The sequence below is a fragment of the Flavobacterium sp. YO12 genome, assembly GCF_004119495.1.
Lineage (GTDB): Bacteria > Bacteroidota > Bacteroidia > Flavobacteriales > Flavobacteriaceae > Flavobacterium.
Genome location: NZ_NRQU01000030.1, coordinates 33,406 through 51,619 on the forward strand (window position 1 = coordinate 33,406; position 18,214 = coordinate 51,619).

The following is an 18,214-nucleotide window of genomic DNA, read 5'->3' on the forward strand; positions in this document are numbered from 1 at the left end:
TCAAAATACGTATAGCGTCTAATAGAAATTATTTTATCTCGATTTTATAAAAATCCTGATTGTAAACCGTGCAGCCTAACTCTTCTTTTTGTTTAAGTAATCCAGCGTGGTAACCTGAATCATTATCATCATTTACAATTCCCATATCAAAAAAGTGTTTTCCTTTTCGTTTGTATTTATGAATCAAATTGATGAATAAAAAATCGAGTGCTCTTACTTCTTCTCCTTTTTTTGAGGTGGCGCCGTATTGTGATTTTATAATGTTCTTGGTTTCAAAAATGGTAATTCCAGCAATAATTTCATCATTTTGGTATACCGAAAACTGCTTTATATTTTGAGGAAACCTGTTTCTTAACAAAGTAATTTCTTCTTTTGAATGAACTGGTTTTACATTAAACTTCTCTGATAATCTTGGTTCTAGAACTCCATTCCAAAAAGGTTGAAAATCTTCTTCTTCAATGATGTCTAAATCAAGATTTTCAATTCGTCTAAAATGCTTTAATTTGCTTTTAGAAATTTTTAAAGGCAGATTTAAATTTACGGCCAAATTCATTTCTTTCCGTTCTAAAACGGCACCTCTTTTAAACAAAAAGAAGTCTATTTCTTGATTTCCGCCTGAAAGATAAAAACTCGGAATTGGCTTGTAATAAAAGGTTTTAATGCTGTTTTCATTCAAAAAAAACAAAACAGCATCTAAAATTGATACTGCTTTTTCTCCGTTTAATTTGGCTGAAAAAACCAAACCTCCGTATGTAAGTCCTTGATGTGAATAAACGGAATTTGATCGTTTGTTTGCAGGCAGAATAGCTCGTAATTTGTTCTCTTCAAAAATTAAAAGAGAAAAATCTTCAAAACGATCTGCGTGATATTCCATAAAATCACGATGAAACAAAAACGTAGCATTTTTGGCCTGATCGACAAAATCATTCCAAATGTCGTAATCGCTTTTCGTGTATTTTTTTACTATAAGATTTTTCATTTTTTCTTTTGCCGCGAATTTCACGAATATTCACTAATTATTTTTCAATTACACTCTATGGTACCAAAATTATAACTTTTTTATAAGCATACTGCTTATATTCCTAAAGTATAATTTGTGGGAATTAGTGTAATTCGTGGCAGAAATAAATCTTATTTATGATCAAATGCTTGTAAATGCCATTTGTATTTTACTGCAAGTAAACGTACGGAAATAATAACTACAGAAGTTACTAAATACAGTGCATCGTCTGCCAGATTCCATTTTCTTAAAACAAAAAACACAACTCCTCCAAAAATACAGATCGTTGCATAAATTTCTCTTCTAAAAACGGTTGGAATTTCATTGCATAAAATATCTCGAAGTACACCGCCAAAACAAGCTGTCATTGTACCAAGCGCCACGCAAATCACAGGATGCAGACCAACCATGATTCCTTTTTCAAGGCCTATCAAAGTAAAAACACCTAAACCAATTGTATCAAACAAAAACAGAGAGGTTCTAAGTTTATCAAACTTTTTTCTAAAAAGTATAGCTAGAAAAAAACCTAAAATAATCACATATACATATTGCAGATTGAGCATCCAGCCCACAGGAGTTCTGCCTATTAAAACATCGCGCAGGGTTCCGCCCCCAACGGCGGTTACAAAAGCAATAATAAAAACGCCAAACGGATCAAGCCTTTTATGCATTGCCGTTAAAGCGCCAGACATTGCAAATGCCATCGTACCGATAATATCTAATAAATGAAACATTCTTTTTTAAAGTTGCAAAGGTTTAAAGATGCAGAGATACAAAGATTAAACCATTTGCAACTCTATAATCTGCTATTTTTTTACGTAAATCGGACTTCTTTTTAGCAAATACTGCACAGAATCGATCCAGCTGTCTTTTACTGCCAAGAATGGTTTACGTGTTTGCGAATATATTTTTGATGCATTTTTATACATATCAAAATATACAGTGTAATAGTAATACTCTTGCGTATTGGCTGTTGTAGTCGAAATATCGCTGGTTTTTACCTTCTTGTTATTGTCACTTACTTTCGCATTTCCGCTGTTATAAGTAGTTGCTGTTGTACCAGAACCAATAGTATATGACACCTTAGCCGCTACAATATTATCTACGCCTAGAATTTTTTCAAGATCTTCAATTGGCGTTTCATCAATGTTTTTATAATCAATACCAGCTTTACGAAGCAGACTGTTAGTCGTTCTTAAATCCTGAACGGTTAAAGGAAAAATATTTGATGATTTATCCAACAGTTTATTGTAAAGATCGTTTTGTGCAAATTTGGCCATATCTTCAGAACTTTCTTGTGTATCTGAATTTAAATAAGGAACTGGAAGTACGGCTATTGTATTTTGTTTCATTTCAGAAGAAACAACTGCTGTTGATCTTGCTGACGAAGAACTGCTTGCTGGAGTTACATCAAATGTTTGAGAACGCCCACTGGCAAAATCAATACGAGCAATTAGTCCCGTATCAAGTGAAATTTGCATTGTTTCTCCTGGCAGAGAATATTCAACTGCTTTATCAGACATTTTACTAATTGTACATTCAATTACCTGATAATCTCTTTTTATGATTTTATCTAATTTTTTTGTGCCCTGAGCAAAGGCTGCAATTGATACCAAAAATAGTATTGCAACAGCATATACACTTTTAATTTTCATGATTTTATATTTAAATCTTCCTACTCTTTGGCTTTTCGGTTACGCCATATTTAAAGAAACTTAGTACTAAGTTCTTTAACAAATTTAAGAAATCATCTAACCCGTTTTGAGCTTAAAAGCATTTTTTTTCTGCGATTTGCGAAGTATGTTAAAAAATTATGCTAAAAATTTGAAAACTATTATTTTTCTAAATAAACTCTGCAGTATCGCACGACTAATTACAAAAAAAGTAACATTACATGTTTTGAGTGTAAAAATTATAATCTTTTAACACTATTCTAATGAAATCAACATTGTTTCCAGATTGATTCTTAATTCCTGTTACACTTTCAATCTTAGCGACTAATTTATAAATCACTTCATGATCGTTTTTTGCCTCGGCTTTTTGATAGGTTTCTTTGATAATTCTCATATCATTATCTGACAATTTAATAACCAAAGGATAGGTTGGCACATAAGCTTCTCCTATTTCCTCAAGAATAGTGTGACTTATATTGATTTTGTTTTTTAGTGTAATTACTGCCGTTCCCGCAGCCATATCGCCTAAACGCTGTGCTTTTTTGCTCGAAACAACTGCAATTAAACCTACAAGTCCGTAAAATGATGAAAAATCAATTATTCTAAAAAACCATCTCATTAAATAATCACCAAATCCTGCTTGGTAACCATCTATTTTAACCACTTTTATTTTGACTAATTTTTTTCCAAAAGACTGACCTTCAAAAATACTTTCTAAAGTAATAGAGTAAATAATTAAAGGAAAATAAAGCATTAAAAATATCGCACCTCGCGACCAAGTATCTAATTTATCCATCAACGGACCAAGGTCAAGCCAATAAAAAACAAGCAGCGAAACAACAATTATGTATGATAATTTAATGCCTAAATCTATAAAATAAGCACCCATTCGCTCGCCTACCGTGGCGGCGATAAAATTTATTCGAACATTTTGTGTCGTATTAATAGATAATTCTGACATATTTTATATTTTAGCCTTCAATGAGAGAAGTTGCATTTATAAAACAAAATAAAGAAAAATGGCTGGAATTTGAGCTAGCTATTTTCGGCAAAGCTAAGAAAAATCCTGACGAATTAGCTAATTTGTACATTCAATTAATGAATGACTTGTCGTATGCGCAAACTTATTACCCTAAAAGTAAGACGGTTGTATACTTAAATCATCTTGCTTCGCAGATTTACCAAAAAATTTACAAAACGAAACGAACTGAAAAAAATAGAATCGTCGAATTTTTTAAAACCGAAGTTCCGCTGCTTTTATTTGAATACAAAAGATATTTGATGTACGCCTTTGTTTTATTTTTTGTGACTGTCGCAATTGGAGTAGTTTCTGCACGATATGATTCCAATTTTGTTCGTTTGATTTTGGGCGATGATTATGTAAATATGTCTCTGGATAACATCAAAAAAGGAAATCCAATGGCGGTTTACGGATCTGGATCAAACTGGGGAAGTTTTATCGGCATTACGATGAATAATCTTTATGTTGGTGCAAAATGTTATATGTTTGGAATTACAGGCGGTATTGGTACATTTTACATCTTTCTTCAAAATGCAATAATGCTGGGATCTTTTCAGTATTTTTTCTACGATCAAGGCGTATTCTGGAAAAGCGTCCGTGGTATTTGGATTCACGGTTCGATGGAAATTTTTACAATAGTTATAGAATCGGCAGCAGGATTTATTTTGGGAGCTTCTATCCTATTTCCTAAAACTTTTTCGAGAATGAATTCATTTAAAATTGGTTTCAAAAACAGCTTTAAAATATTCTTGAGCACTTTTCCTTTTACTATCGGTGCAGGTTTTTTAGAAGGTTTTATAACCAGATACTCTATTGATATGCCTAATTGGTTAAGCAGTTTTATCATCCTGTTTACGTTAGCAATAATTTCATTTTATTACCTGATTTATCCTTTTATTGTTCATAAAAAAGTACAAAAACTATCTGCCAAATCGAATTAATCTACACCAATAATGAATAAATTTTTATTTATTTTATCTTTTCTTTTTTTCTGCGGCATCTCGCATGCTCAGGATTCTTTGGTGACAGAAGAACCTCCAAAAATTAATTCGGTAAAATATACCGAAGCTGATATTCAAATTGATTCTAGTACTGTAGAAGCAAAAACATTTTCTAAAAATTTCAAAAAGAAATATACCGATCAAGATTTTATCTACGAGCAAAAAGCACCAGAAAAAAGCTATTGGGACCGTTTTAAAGATTGGCTTGCCAGTATTTTACGAAATATTTTCTCTTTCAGTACAACGGAAGCTTCATTAAAATTCACCGTTCTTTTTCTAAGAATCATTGCTATTCTGGTCATTGTTTTAGTGATTTATTTAATTGTAAAAGCCATTATCAATAAAGAAGGTCAATGGATTTTTGGCAAGAACTCACAGAAAAGAACAGTTCATTATTCTGATATTGAAAAAAATATTCATCTTCTTGATTTTGAAAAACTAATAAAAGAAAGTCTTGCTTCGGGCGAAAAGCGCACCGCTGTTCGATACTATTATCTTTGGCTTTTAAAAACGATGGCAGAGCATAATTATATTGAATGGGATATTGAAAAAACCAATTCAGATTATTTGTACGAACTTCAAAAACCAGCTCACAAAGAAGAGTTTACCTATTTATCTTATCTCTATAATTATATTTGGTACGGCGAATTTGAAATTAACGATACAACCTTCAACAAGGCTGAAAATCGATTTAAGAATGCTTTAAAAACCTTTAGCTGATGAGTAAAAATATCAAAATTTACATTGGAATTCTGGTTTTTATCTTGATCTTAATTTTAGTTTCAGATTACAATAAACCAAAACCTGTTGATTGGAGACCAACCTATTCTGTCAATGACAAAATCCCTTTTGGGTTGTATGTTTTTGACAAAGAAATTGGTGGTATTCTTAAAAATCAAAAAATTGAAAAAATTGCTAATGTCACGCCGTATGAATTTTTAGATTCAAAATACGATGAAGATACTTTGGTGCAAACTTATACTGCAAAAGGAACTTTTCTAAATATTTCGGCACAAAACACTATTGACGATCAATCTATTAAAGAAATCATGTATTTTGTCTCGCATGGAAACAATGCTTTTTTAAGCATGACCAATTTTCCAAAACCTTTATTAGACAGTCTTAAAATAGATTATAATTCTGGTTTTCTTCAAACTGAAAACAATTCTGTTTGGATGTCAAATAAAAAACTGAGTTCAAAAATCTATAAATCATCAGGCAATATTGTTGATTACTTTACTAAAATTGACACTTTAAACACTACTGTTTTAGGTTATCAAGGAAATCCAAAAGAGAAAAAAAACATCAACTTTATAAAAGTTGCTTACAAAAGCGGTTATTTCTATCTGCACATGAATCCCGTGGCTTTTACCAATTATAATTTGCTAAAAGAAGATCGATATCAATATACTGAAAATGTATTATCGTACATTCCAAAAGGCAATATTTACTGGTATACCAAAGGACAAAACAATGAAAACATTTCAGAATCACCGCTTCGTTACATTCTAAGTCAGCCCGCATTAAAATGGGCTTGGTATTTATTTTTAATCGGAATGCTGATTTTTATGATATTCAATGCAAAACGAAAACAGCGTATTGTTCCTATTTTGCAGCCATTAGCAAATTCAACTATTGATTTTACAAAAACAATAGGTAATTTGTACTATCAAGAAGGAGATCACACCAATATTATTGATAAAAAAATCATTTATTTCTTAGAAAAAATTAGAACTGAATATTTAATCGATACCACAAAGCTTGATGATGATTTTGTAAAAAAACTGCATCATAAAACGGGAAAGAACGAAACGGACATTCAAGAACTTATATTTTTAATCAACGAACATCGAAATGGTTATCATGCCAGTATTGAACAAGATTTAATTAGAATTAATACTGCAATTGAAAAGATTTTAAACTAATATTTTATACCAATTAAATAAAAACATACACAATCATGGACGATATTAATACTCAAGAAACTGAAATCACCAATGAAAATGTGAATTTTGAAGCCAGAATAAATCTAGCTCCGCTTTTAGAACACGTAAACGCAATTAAGAAAGAACTAGAAACTGTAATTGTTGGCCAGCATAAAATGGTCGATCAGCTTCTAGTTGCCATTTTATCAAACGGTCACGTTTTATTAGAAGGTGTTCCTGGAGTTGCGAAAACAATTACCGCGAAACTACTTTCAAAAACATTAAACATTGGCTTTAGCCGAATTCAGTTTACGCCGGATTTAATGCCTTCGGATATTCTGGGAACTTCAATTTTTAATTTGAAAAGCTCAGAATTTGAATTTAAAAAAGGCCCGATTTTTTCTAACTTAATTTTGATTGACGAGATTAATCGTGCTCCAGCAAAAACGCAAGCCGCTCTTTTTGAAGTTATGGAAGAACGCCAGATTACAATTGACGGTTCTGCTTATCAATTAGAAACTCCATTTTTAGTAATTGCAACCCAAAATCCAATTGAGCAAGAAGGAACATATCGTTTACCTGAGGCACAATTAGACCGTTTCTTATTTAAAATTACGATTGATTATCCAAAATTAAACGAAGAAATTTTAATCATTCAGAGAGAACACTTATTACAGGATCATGGCAAATTAGAAGCCATTAAAACTATTCTTTCATCATCTGAAATAAATAATTATCAAGCTTTAGTAAAACAGATCAGAGTAGAGCAAAATTTGTTAGAATACATTGCCAGAATCGTAGTTAACACTCGCGAAAATGCCTTTTTGTATTTAGGAGCTTCACCTCGTGCGTCTATTGCAATTTTGAATGCTTCGAAAGGATTTGCGGCTATTCGCGGACGTGATTTTGTTACTCCCGAAGATATTAAAGAAGCTGCCATTCCTGTTTTACAACATCGTGTAATTGTAACTCCAGAACGTGAAATGGAAGGAATTACAAGCTCTGAAATTATCAAACAAATTATCGAAACAGTCGAGATTCCGAGATAAAATGTTAATGGTGAATTGTAAATTTCAATTCTGTCCTGCCGAGAGAAGTCGAAGCAAACTTGAAACCTGAAACTTTAAACCTGAAACTAAAAAAACAGTGAATTTTATAAAAAGTCTATACCTGAATAATTTCTTTTTCTATGTGCTTTTGGGCATTATAGGATTGTTTGTCTGTGCTTTTATTTTTCCAAATTTATACAATGCTGTATGGTTTGTATTTTTGATTCTATTCACTTTCTTAGCCCTTGATATTCTAATATTATATCTCACAAAAACTGGAATCGAAGCAGAAAGAATTACACCAGAAAAGCTTTCAAATGGAGATTTAAATCCTATCAATATTCAAATAAAAAACTATTATACCTTTCCTATTTTAGTTAAGATAATTGATGAAATTCCATTTCAATTTCAAGTGCGCGATTTTAAAATCGTAAAAAAAATCAAAGCTTCAGATCAAAAAGAAATTGGCTATGATTTACGCCCAACAGAACGCGGTGAATATTATTTCGGCTATTTGAATATTTATGTTTCATCTCCTTTACGATTAATTTCCCGCCGATTTTCGTTTGCCAAAGATCAAATGGTTCCAACATATCCATCGTATATTCAATTGAGAAAATACGATTTGTTGGCGTTCTCCAATAATTTATACCAATACGGAATCAAAAAAATACGCCGAATTGGTCACACAATGGAGTTTGAGCAAATTAAAGAATATGTTCAAGGCGACGATCTTAGAACCATAAACTGGAAAGCCACTGCAAAGAAAAATACTTTGATGGTGAACCAATTTCAAGACGAAAAATCACAATCAGTTTACATGGCAATTGATAAAGGGCGCGTGATGCAAATGCCTTTTAATGGATTAAGTTTATTAGATTATGCGATAAATTCAACTTTAGTTTTATCCAATGTAATTCTGAAAAAACAAGATAAAGCTGGTCTTTTCGCTTTTTCTAAAAAAGTAGAAAACAGAGTTTTTGCGGAGAGAAGAGGTTCTCAAATGCAAAAGATACTCGAAACTTTATACAACATTAAAACTGATTTTTTTGAAAGTGATTACAGCAGATTGTATGTCGATATTAAGAAAAACATCAACCAAAGAAGCTTAATTATCCTGTACACCAATTTTGAAACTATGGATGGTTTAAATCGCCAATTACCTTACTTAAAAGGAATTGCAAAAAGTCATTTATTGGTAGTTGTCTTTTTTCAGAATACAGAATTAAACGATATCATCAACAAAAAAACGGACACTATTCAAGAAGTTTACGATAAAGTTATTGCCGAAAAATTCATGTTCGAAAAACGCCTTATTGCAAACGAATTAAAGAAATACGGAATCCATTCCGTTTTAACGCAGCCTGAGAATCTGACTTTAGACGCCATTAATAAATATTTGGAAATTAAGGCGCGAGGAATTTTGTAGTAAATGATCAGGTAAATTGATTCAATAAATAGGCAGATGGAAAAAAAATACATTCCTTTTTTATCATTTTTATTACTTTTCTTTGTTGCAACTCCATTTGAATCAGGGCTCACAATTCAAAATCCAGGATGGAATACTGTTATTCCATCAACATCTTACTTAGAAATAATTGTATGGAGCATACTTTTAGTAATCCTTATAACTTATTGGATAATACTTCGAAAAGGAAAAATAATTTCTTCTAAAATTTTTGCAGTACATTTTATCCTTTGCCTTCCTTTTGTATTTTATGCAAGATTTAATATGTTTATCCGCATGACAACTGCCGAAAATTCAAAAGATATTCTTGAATTCATCACATTACTTGACATTGTAGCTTATGCTTCGCTTTTTCTTTTTTTATTAAGTCAAATAATCTTTATTGTTTACATTATAAAAAACAAAAGATAATACAAATGTTTATTTTTAAAATCGTGAATATTTCGACCTTTACAATTCAAAAAAACTATACTATGAAAAAACTATTTTTAACCACATTTGTTTTAATAAGCTTTTTAAGCAGCGCACAAAAAACAGAAAACATTATTGTAATCACCACAGACGGCTTTAGATGGCAGGAAGTCTTTAAAGGACTGGATCCTGCAATTGCCAATGATAAAAAATTCAATCAAGGTGACAGCACTTATATTTATAAAAACTACGCTGGTGCTGATTATGCTTCATCTCGTAAAAAAATAATGCCTTTTTTCTGGTCAGAAATTGTTTCGAAAGGACAAATTTATGGCAATCGTGATCTTGGCAACAAAGTCGATGTTGCCAATCCGTATTGGTTTAGTTATCCCGGATACAGCGAAATCATGACTGGAAATGTAGATCTTAAGGTAAATTCAAACAGTTATAAAGCCAATCCGAATGTAAATATTCTAGAGTATTTAAATCAGCAGCCAAAAATAAAAGGCAAAACTGCAGCTTTTGGAGCTTGGGATGCTTTTGATAGAATTTTAAACGAAGAACGAAGCGGCTTCCCTGTTATTTCAGCTTTTGATAATGTTGGAGGAAGTAAACCAACGGCAACTCAAAAATTGTTGAACGATATGCGTAATAACTCGTACAAACCTTTTAATGAAGGTGAATGTCTTGATGTTTTTACACATTATCAAGCGATGAACGAGCTAAAAACCAACAAACCAAAAGTACTTTATGTTGCTTATGGTGAAACAGATGAATGGGCACATCACGGACAATACAAATCATATCTTGACGCTGCCAATCAGGTTGATAAATGGATTAAAGAAATCTGGGATTTTGTGCAAAATGATCCGCAATACAAAAATAAAACAACCATTTTCATTACGGTCGATCACGGACGCGGCGACAAAATAAAAGCGCAATGGACGGATCATGGTTCTGATATTGCAGGTGCATCACAAATTTGGTTTGCTGCAATGGGACCAGAAATTGCTCCAAAAGGTGAAATCAAAACAGAATCTCAAATTTATCAAAAACAGTTTGCGCAAACTATTGCCAAAATTATGGGCTACACTTTTAGCGCAGATCATCCTGTAGATACTGAGGTTAAAGAAGTTTTTAAGAAATAATCTAGTTTTTTAGCCACAAATTTCACGAATTTTTACGAATTAAAATTTTACTTGTCACTGGTAAAAAATTTGTGTAAATTCATGAAATTCGTGGCTATTCTTTTTTTTCATCTCACTACTTTGCAACTTTGAACCTTTGCAACTTTAAAAAAAAACTCTGTACCTTTGAACCTTTGCAACTTTGAGCCTTTAAAAAAATGAAACAAATTACTTCAGTCCAAAATCCGTTTATAAAATCGCTTGTTTTATTACAAGAAAAAGCAAAAGCCCGAAAGCAAACCGGAACATTTTTGATTGAAGGACAACGCGAAATTTCACTTGCTATAAAAGGCGGTTTTGAAATCGAAACGGTTTTATTTTTACCTGAATTAGTTACAGAAAATCAAATTCATGAACTAGTTTCTAAATCGGTTCAATTGATAGAAATCAATAAAGAAGTTTATCAAAAACTAGCATATCGAGACACAACCGAAGGTATTTTGGCTGTAGCCAAAACCAAATCTTTAAAACTGTCTGATTTAAAATTATCAGACAATCCTTTAATTTTAGTAGCCGAATCTCCAGAAAAACCAGGAAACATTGGTGCACTTTTACGTACTGCAGATGCAGCAAACTTAGACGCCGTATTAATTGCAAATCCAAAAAGCGATTTGTACAATCCAAATATAGTACGTTCCAGCGTTGGCTGTTTGTTTACCAATCAAATTGCAACAGGAACCACAGAAGAAATCATTACTTTTTTGAAAGAAAAAAAGATCGATTTTTACTGCGCTACATTACAAAATTCAACTTCTTATCATACCCAAAATTTCACAACTCCAACCGCTTTAGTTGTTGGTACAGAAGCCACGGGATTAACGCAGGACTGGCGTGATGCAGCAACACAAAATATCATTATCCCGATGCAGGGCGAAATAGACAGTATGAATGTTTCTGTAGCCGCCGCGATTTTAATTTTTGAAGCCAAACGCCAAAGAGGATTTAACTAAAAAAACTTTCCATCATGAATTACAAATTATCACTTTTAGCATTATTATTTAGCTTTTCTGTTTCAGCACAAATAACCAATCAAGAAGTAGATGACTTGGTAAATCGCACCATAAAAACTTTTGATGTTCCGGGAATTGCAGTTGCAATTGTAAAAGACGGCAAAGTAGTTTTATCCAAAGGATATGGCGTAAAATCAGTTCTAACACAACAAAAAGTAGATGCAAATACGTTGTTTGGAATTGCTTCCAACAGTAAAGCTTTTACATCTGCGGCATTAGCAATGCTGGTTGACGAAGGTAAAATAAAATGGGATGATAAAGTAATCTCCTATCTTCCAGATTTTAAAATATATGATGATTTTGTAACTCGCGAATTTACAATCCGTGATTTATTAACACACAGAAGCGGACTTGGTCTTGGCGCAGGCGATTTGATGATTTGGCCTGACGGAAGCGATTTTAAAGCTCAAGATATTATTCATAATTTACGTTATTTAAAACCCGTTTCGAGTTTTAGAACAAAGTACGATTACGACAATTTAATGTATATAATTGCGGGCGAAATTGTACACGTGGTAAGCAAACAAACTTGGGCTGATTTTGTTGAAGAACGAATCATGAAACCATTAGAAATGAACAATAGTGTGGCATCGGTAAAACGTTTAAAAGATACCACAAACGTAATTACGCCACACGTACCGATTGATGGAAAATTGAAAACGATAAAACGGTACGAAAATCAGCTTTTTGATGGCGCTGCGGGAATTTATTCTAGTGTAAACGACATGAGTAAATGGGCAATTCTGCAAATCAACAACGGAAAATACGGCGACAATAAACAGTTATTTTCTGAAAAAGAACATGACGAAATGTGGCAGTTGCAAACTATAATTCCAACCAAAACGAGACCTCCTTACAATACTCATTTTAACGGATATGGTTTAGGCTGGTTTTTAAGCGATGTAAAAGGATACAAACAAGTTTCACACACAGGCGGATTAGAAGGTAATGTTACACAAACTACTTTAATTCCAGAATTAGGATTAGGAATTATTGTTTTAACCAATCAACAGTCTGGAGCAGCATTCAGCGCCATTACAAATACAATTAAAGACAGTTATTTAGGCATAAAATCTGATGATTATGTTACGGTTTACAGCAACCGAATGAAAGCCAGCGAAGAATCTGCAGATAAAGTTACGGACGAAGTTTGGGCTGTTGTGGCAAAAAATAAAAAAGACAAACTAAAGGTTGATTTTTCAAAAATCATTGGTACTTACAAAGACAACTGGTTTGGGGAAATAACAATTACAGAAAAAAAAGAAAGTTGTATTTTGCTTCAAAACGTTCGCCGCAGCTTGCTGGTGAAGTCTTTTTCTATAAAGATGGTAATTATGTTGTAAAATGGAATAATGCCTTTTTTCATGCAGATGCTCATTTGCTTTTCAAATATGATGAAAGTGGAAATGTGGTTAACTTAAAAATGCTTCCAATTTCTGATCTGACTGATTTTAGTTATGATTTTCAAGATTTAGATTTTTCTAAAAAGTAATTTCAAGTTTCAGGTTTCAGGTTTCTCATTGAAAACTTAAGATATAAACAATCAGCAAAAACTTGAAACTTTAAACTTGAAACAAAATAATTTCATTCCAAAATCAACACCCTATTCCCTTGTGTATATTCTTTTTTTTTCCTATTTTTAGTACTTGAACCATGCCGTTATGATAGAAATAGATACAGAAAAAGAAAACAAAGCGATTGCGCAGGAGTACAAAGAATTACTACGAATTAGTTATCAGACTTTATCACCTACTGATAAAAAACTGATTAGAAAGGCTTTTGATGTTGCTGTAGATGCTCACAAAGAGCAAAGACGCAAATCTGGAGAAGCGTATATCTTTCATCCTATTGCAGTTGCAAAAATTGTTGCCTCAGAAATTGGTCTGGGAGCAACTTCTATTGCCGCGGCTTTATTACACGATGTGGTCGAAGATACGCCAATGACTGTAGAAGATATTGAGCGATTATTCAATCCAAAAGTAGCACAGTTAGTTGAAGGCTTAACAAAAATTTCATTAGTTCAAAAAGATCTAAATGCATCTATGCAGGCAGAGAATTTTAGAAAAATGATCTTAACGCTGAATGATGATGTACGTGTTATTTTGATTAAACTCGCGGATCGTTTACATAATATGCAGACAATGGATTCGATGGCGGAATACAAACAGACCAAAATCGCCTCTGAAACGCTTTATATTTATGCTCCTCTCGCCCACCGTTTAGGACTTTATAATATTAAAACTAAATTGGAAGATTTAGGTTTAAAATATACAGAACCTGCCGTTTACAATGATATTGTAAGCAAAATTAGAGAAACTAAGGAAGAACAAGATGCTTACATCAAAGATATTTCGGATGTTTTGAAGAAATCTCTAGATGCAGAGAATGTTGATTACATTATAAAAGGTCGTCCAAAATCCATTTATTCGATTCGCCGAAAAATGCGTGCTCAAAATGTAAGTTTTGATGAAGTTTATGACAAGTTTGCCTTGCGAATTGTTTATAAATCTGATCCGCATGACGAAAAATTTATCGCTTGGAAGATTTACTCGATTGTAACAGATCACTATAGACCAAGTCCTAGCCGTTTACGCGACTGGATTTCATCACCAAAATCAACTGGTTACGAAGCACTTCACATTACCGTTATGGGACCAAAAGGCCGCTGGGTTGAAGTTCAGGTTCGAAGCGAGCGTATGGATGAAATTGCCGAAAAAGGATATGCAGCGCATTACAAATACAAAAATGGCGCAACTGAGGAAAGCGGTTTAGATACTTGGCTGAATTTACTTCGCGAAGCGCTAGAAAATCAAGAAACCAATGCGGTTGATTTTGTTGAGGATTTTAAAATGAATTTATATTCTAAAGAAATCTTCGTGTTTACTCCAAAAGGAGAAATCAAATCACTGCCAAAAGGTGCAACATCTCTTGATTTTGCATTTAGTATTCACTCTGAAATTGGAATTAAAACTAGAGGTACTCGTGTAAACGGTCGTTTAGTTCCTTTAAATCATGAACTTAAAAGCGGCGATCAAGTTGAAGTTATAACTTCTGCAAACCAAAAACCAACGGTAAACTGGCTCGAGTATGTAACAACTTCGAGAGCAAAAAATAAAATTAAAAACGTTCTAAACGAGAACACCAAAAAAATTGCCGAAGAAGGAAAAGAATTACTTACCAGAAAACTAAAACATTTAAAAATTACGCTTAACGAGCAAAGTACAAATGAGTTAGTTAACTTTTTTAAATTAAAAACAAGCTTAGATTTATTTTATCGCGTTGGAATTGGCGCAATAGAAAATCAACAGTTAAAAGATTATGCTGCTCAAAAAAGCAATACGTTTATCAATTTCTTTAAAAATAAAATTAAAAGAAATAAAGACACGACCGCTTCAGAGGATATACACAAACCTGTTATCAGCAGTAACTATGACATGTTGGTTTTTGGTACTGAACATGATAAATTAGATTATAAACTATCTCAATGCTGTAACCCTATTCCAGGCGATGATGTATTTGGTTTTGTAACGATCAACGAAGGTATCAAAGTCCACAAAAAAGATTGTCCGAACGCTATTGGAATGCAGTCTAATTACGCTTACCGAATTATGAGCGCCAAATGGATCGATTCTTCTCAAGAAGAATTTAAGGCGATTATTAATATTACCGGAATGGATGTTTTAGGACTTACCAATCAATTGACTCGTGTAATTTCAAACAATATGAGCGTTAATATTCAAAGTATTTCATTGAGTACTGATGCGGGAATTTTTCACGGACAGATCGCGGTTATTGTTCAAAACAATACTATTCTGAAAAAAATGATCAATGCAATTAAGAAAATTGACGGTGTTGACAAGGTTACGAGAGAGTACAGAACCTAACTTTTTAGGGAAACTATAAGAATTTTGTAACGAAACTTTAAACCCGAAACTTTTATTCATTAAAAATAAAAAATTATCTTTGCCGGATATGACACTCATTTCAACTGACAACACTAAGAATCAAGAAATTGTAAAAAATGTTTTTACAATGTATCTTGAACAAAAAGGGCATCGCAAAACTCCTGAGCGTTATGCTATACTTCAGGAAATCTACGATAGCGAGGAGCATTTTGATATAGAAAATCTATACATCAAAATGAAAAATAAGAACTATCGTGTGAGCAGAGCTACGTTATACAACACGATTGAACTGCTGCTGGACTGCGCTTTGGTTAGAAAACATCAATTTGGGCAAAATCAGGCTTATTACGAAAAATCGTATTTCGACAAACAGCATGATCATATTATCATGACTGATTCTGGTGAAGTCATTGAATTTTGCGATCCAAGAATTCAAACCATCAAAAAAACAATCGAAGAAATATTTGATATCGAAATTACGAATCATTCACTTTATTTCTACGGAAACAAAAAGCAAAAACAATAATCCCGAACAGGCATTATTAAAAAAATAAAAAAAAGAAAATTAACTACATTAATCAGTAGGACAACTCAGCTTGTCTCAACGCAAATTAAAACAGAATGACCGTAGATTTATTACTAGGATTACAATGGGGAGATGAAGGTAAAGGAAAAATTGTTGACGTTCTTACCTCAAATTATGATATTATCGCACGTTTTCAAGGAGGACCAAACGCAGGACATACACTAGAATTTGACGGAATTAAACACGTACTTAGAACCATTCCTTCAGGAATTTTTCATAAAAACTCAGTAAACATCATCGGAAATGGAGTTGTAATTGACCCAGTAGTTTTTCAAAAAGAAATTGAAGGTTTAGAGAAATTTAAACTTGACATCAAAAGCAAATTAATCATTTCTAGAAAAGCACATTTAATTTTACCAACACACCGTTTACTTGATGCCGCTTCTGAAGCATCAAAAGGAAAAGCTAAAATTGGTTCTACCCTTAAAGGAATTGGACCAACTTACATGGACAAAACAGGTAGAAACGGTTTACGCGTTGGTGATATTGAATTAGAAGATTTTAAAGATCGTTACAGAGCTTTGGCTGACAAGCACGAAGCAATGATTGCTTTTTATGATGTTAACATTCAATACAACTTAGCAGAACTTGAAAAAGAATTTTTCGAAGCTATCGAAGAATTGAAAAAACTAGATTTTATTGATAGTGAAGAATACATGCACCAAGCTCAAAAAGCAGGTAAATCTATTCTATGCGAAGGCGCTCAAGGTTCATTATTAGATGTTGATTTTGGAACGTATCCGTTTGTAACTTCATCTAACACTACTGCTGCTGGAGCTTGTACTGGTTTAGGAATTGCTCCTAACAAAATCAAAGAAGTTTACGGAATTTTTAAAGCTTATGTAACACGTGTTGGAAGCGGACCTTTCCCAACTGAACTTTTTGACGAAGTTGGTGCTACTATGGCAAAAGTGGGTAACGAATTTGGATCTGTAACAGGAAGACAAAGACGTTGCGGATGGTTAGATCTTGTAGCTTTAAAATATGCTGTTCAAGTTAACGGAGTTACTCAATTAATGATGATGAAAGGGGATGTACTTTCTGGTTTTGAAACTTTAAAAGTGTGTACAGAATACAACTATAAAGGACAAAATATTGCTCATTTTCCTTACAACATTGAACCAGAAAACGTTACTCCAGTTTACAAAGAATTCAAAGGCTGGAAAGCTGATTTGACAGGTTTAACAACTTACGATCAATTACCAATTGAGTTAAAAGAATATATTGAGTTTATTGAGAAAGAAATCGAAGTGCCAATCAAAATTGTATCGGTTGGACCAGACAGAAAGCAAACAATAACAAAATAATACATTTAAACGCTCTGATAATCAGGGCGTTTTTTTATACAAATTTATTCGCCATATGAAAAATCCAGAAATTAAAATTACAGAAACATCTTTACTCTCAGACAATTGGTACATTTTAAATAAAGTAAATTTTACTTATCAAAAAGAAAACGAAAAAATTCAGACGCATGTACGCGAAGTTTATGACCGCGGAAATGGAGCTGGAATTTTACTCTATAATACCACAAAAAAAACTGTTATTTTAACGCGTCAATTTCGTTTGCCAACTTTTTTAAATGGTAATAAAACGGGAATGATGATTGAAGTTTGCGCAGGACTTTTAGACCAAGATAATCCTGAAGAATGCATCATTCGTGAAACTGAGGAAGAAACAGGTTATCGCATAACAAAAGTTCAAAAAGTTGTAGAAACCTATATGTCTCCAGGTGCCGTAACCGAAATTCTATATTTGTTTACAGGTGAATATGATGAAAGCATGAAAGTCAGTGATGGCGGCGGATTGGATTCTGAACAAGAAAACATTGAGGTTCTTGAGTATACTTTTGATGAAGCTTATGCTATGATTGAATCTGGAGAAATTGTTGATGCCAAAACTATTATTTTATTGCAGCATGACTAAAATAAAAGGTTTGATATAGTATTTTTTGAGTTATTTTTAGGTTCTAAAATTC

Annotated in this window: 17 protein-coding genes; 13 read left to right on the forward strand and 4 right to left on the reverse strand. The window is 32.7% G+C overall.

Annotated elements, in window-relative coordinates; translation table 11 throughout:
- Window positions 1–28 precede the first annotated feature (28 nt).
- The 4 genes from BOW55_RS11550 to BOW55_RS11565 form a co-directional block, all read right to left on the reverse strand.
- Entirely contained in the window at window positions 29–979 is a 951-nt protein-coding gene (locus BOW55_RS11550) for a FemAB family protein (protein ID WP_129024243.1), read from the reverse strand.
- 152 nt (window positions 980–1,131) lie between these two features.
- Complete coding sequence (locus BOW55_RS11555; protein ID WP_089055448.1) at window positions 1,132–1,734, reverse strand: trimeric intracellular cation channel family protein; 603 nt, start codon at window positions 1,732–1,734, stop codon at window positions 1,132–1,134.
- A gap of 72 nt (window positions 1,735–1,806) precedes the next feature.
- Window positions 1,807–2,655, reverse strand: coding sequence for a hypothetical protein (locus BOW55_RS11560; RefSeq protein WP_129024244.1), 849 nt, complete (start codon window positions 2,653–2,655; stop codon window positions 1,807–1,809).
- Window positions 2,656–2,890: 235 nt separating this feature from the next.
- Window positions 2,891–3,634 carry an RDD family protein gene (locus tag BOW55_RS11565; RefSeq protein ID WP_129024245.1) on the reverse strand — a complete coding sequence of 248 codons (744 nt, stop codon included), beginning with the start codon at window positions 3,632–3,634 and terminating at the stop codon, window positions 2,891–2,893.
- A gap of 20 nt (window positions 3,635–3,654) precedes the next feature.
- On the opposite strand from BOW55_RS11565, the gene BOW55_RS11570 reads away from it, so the two are divergent.
- From BOW55_RS11570 to BOW55_RS11630, 13 genes are all read left to right on the forward strand, one after another.
- The gene (locus tag BOW55_RS11570) at window positions 3,655–4,635 is read left to right on the forward strand and encodes a stage II sporulation protein M (protein ID WP_129024246.1); all 981 of its coding nucleotides are present in this window, start codon (window positions 3,655–3,657) and stop codon (window positions 4,633–4,635) included.
- Between the two features lie 12 nt (window positions 4,636–4,647).
- Window positions 4,648–5,415 (forward strand): DUF4129 domain-containing protein, encoded by a 768-nt coding sequence (locus BOW55_RS11575; protein ID WP_129024247.1) that lies wholly within the window; start codon window positions 4,648–4,650, stop codon window positions 5,413–5,415.
- Window positions 5,415–6,620 carry a DUF4350 domain-containing protein gene (locus BOW55_RS11580; protein WP_129024248.1) on the forward strand — a complete coding sequence of 402 codons (1,206 nt, stop codon included), beginning with the start codon at window positions 5,415–5,417 and terminating at the stop codon, window positions 6,618–6,620. Before BOW55_RS11575 ends, BOW55_RS11580 begins: the two co-directional genes overlap by 1 nt.
- A gap of 35 nt (window positions 6,621–6,655) precedes the next feature.
- Entirely contained in the window at window positions 6,656–7,669 is a 1,014-nt protein-coding gene (locus tag BOW55_RS11585) for a MoxR family ATPase (protein ID WP_099719926.1), read from the forward strand.
- Between the two features lie 97 nt (window positions 7,670–7,766).
- Complete coding sequence (locus tag BOW55_RS11590; protein WP_129024249.1) at window positions 7,767–9,098, forward strand: DUF58 domain-containing protein; 1,332 nt, start codon at window positions 7,767–7,769, stop codon at window positions 9,096–9,098.
- A gap of 36 nt (window positions 9,099–9,134) precedes the next feature.
- The gene (locus BOW55_RS11595; RefSeq protein ID WP_129024250.1) at window positions 9,135–9,548 is read left to right on the forward strand and encodes a hypothetical protein; all 414 of its coding nucleotides are present in this window, start codon (window positions 9,135–9,137) and stop codon (window positions 9,546–9,548) included.
- A 62-nt stretch (window positions 9,549–9,610) separates the two neighbouring features.
- Window positions 9,611–10,696 (forward strand): phosphoglyceromutase, encoded by a 1,086-nt coding sequence (locus BOW55_RS11600; RefSeq protein ID WP_129024251.1) that lies wholly within the window; start codon window positions 9,611–9,613, stop codon window positions 10,694–10,696.
- A 197-nt stretch (window positions 10,697–10,893) separates the two neighbouring features.
- Window positions 10,894–11,685, forward strand: a complete 792-nt coding sequence (locus BOW55_RS11605; RefSeq protein ID WP_129024252.1) for an RNA methyltransferase — start codon at window positions 10,894–10,896, stop codon at window positions 11,683–11,685.
- Window positions 11,686–11,699: 14 nt separating this feature from the next.
- On the forward strand, window positions 11,700–13,088 hold the full coding sequence (locus BOW55_RS11610; protein ID WP_241686542.1) for a serine hydrolase: 1,389 nt from the start codon (window positions 11,700–11,702) through the stop codon (window positions 13,086–13,088).
- A gap of 318 nt (window positions 13,089–13,406) precedes the next feature.
- Window positions 13,407–15,629: a bifunctional (p)ppGpp synthetase/guanosine-3',5'-bis(diphosphate) 3'-pyrophosphohydrolase gene (locus BOW55_RS11615; RefSeq protein ID WP_129024253.1), complete on the forward strand. Its 2,223-nt coding sequence runs from the start codon at window positions 13,407–13,409 to the stop codon at window positions 15,627–15,629.
- A gap of 88 nt (window positions 15,630–15,717) precedes the next feature.
- The gene (locus BOW55_RS11620) at window positions 15,718–16,176 is read left to right on the forward strand and encodes a Fur family transcriptional regulator (RefSeq protein ID WP_026981862.1); all 459 of its coding nucleotides are present in this window, start codon (window positions 15,718–15,720) and stop codon (window positions 16,174–16,176) included.
- A 95-nt stretch (window positions 16,177–16,271) separates the two neighbouring features.
- Window positions 16,272–17,543, forward strand: coding sequence for an adenylosuccinate synthase (locus BOW55_RS11625; protein WP_089055436.1), 1,272 nt, complete (start codon window positions 16,272–16,274; stop codon window positions 17,541–17,543).
- 55 nt (window positions 17,544–17,598) lie between these two features.
- Window positions 17,599–18,162: an NUDIX domain-containing protein gene (locus tag BOW55_RS11630; RefSeq protein WP_129024254.1), complete on the forward strand. Its 564-nt coding sequence runs from the start codon at window positions 17,599–17,601 to the stop codon at window positions 18,160–18,162.
- Window positions 18,163–18,214: the final 52 nt, after the last annotated feature.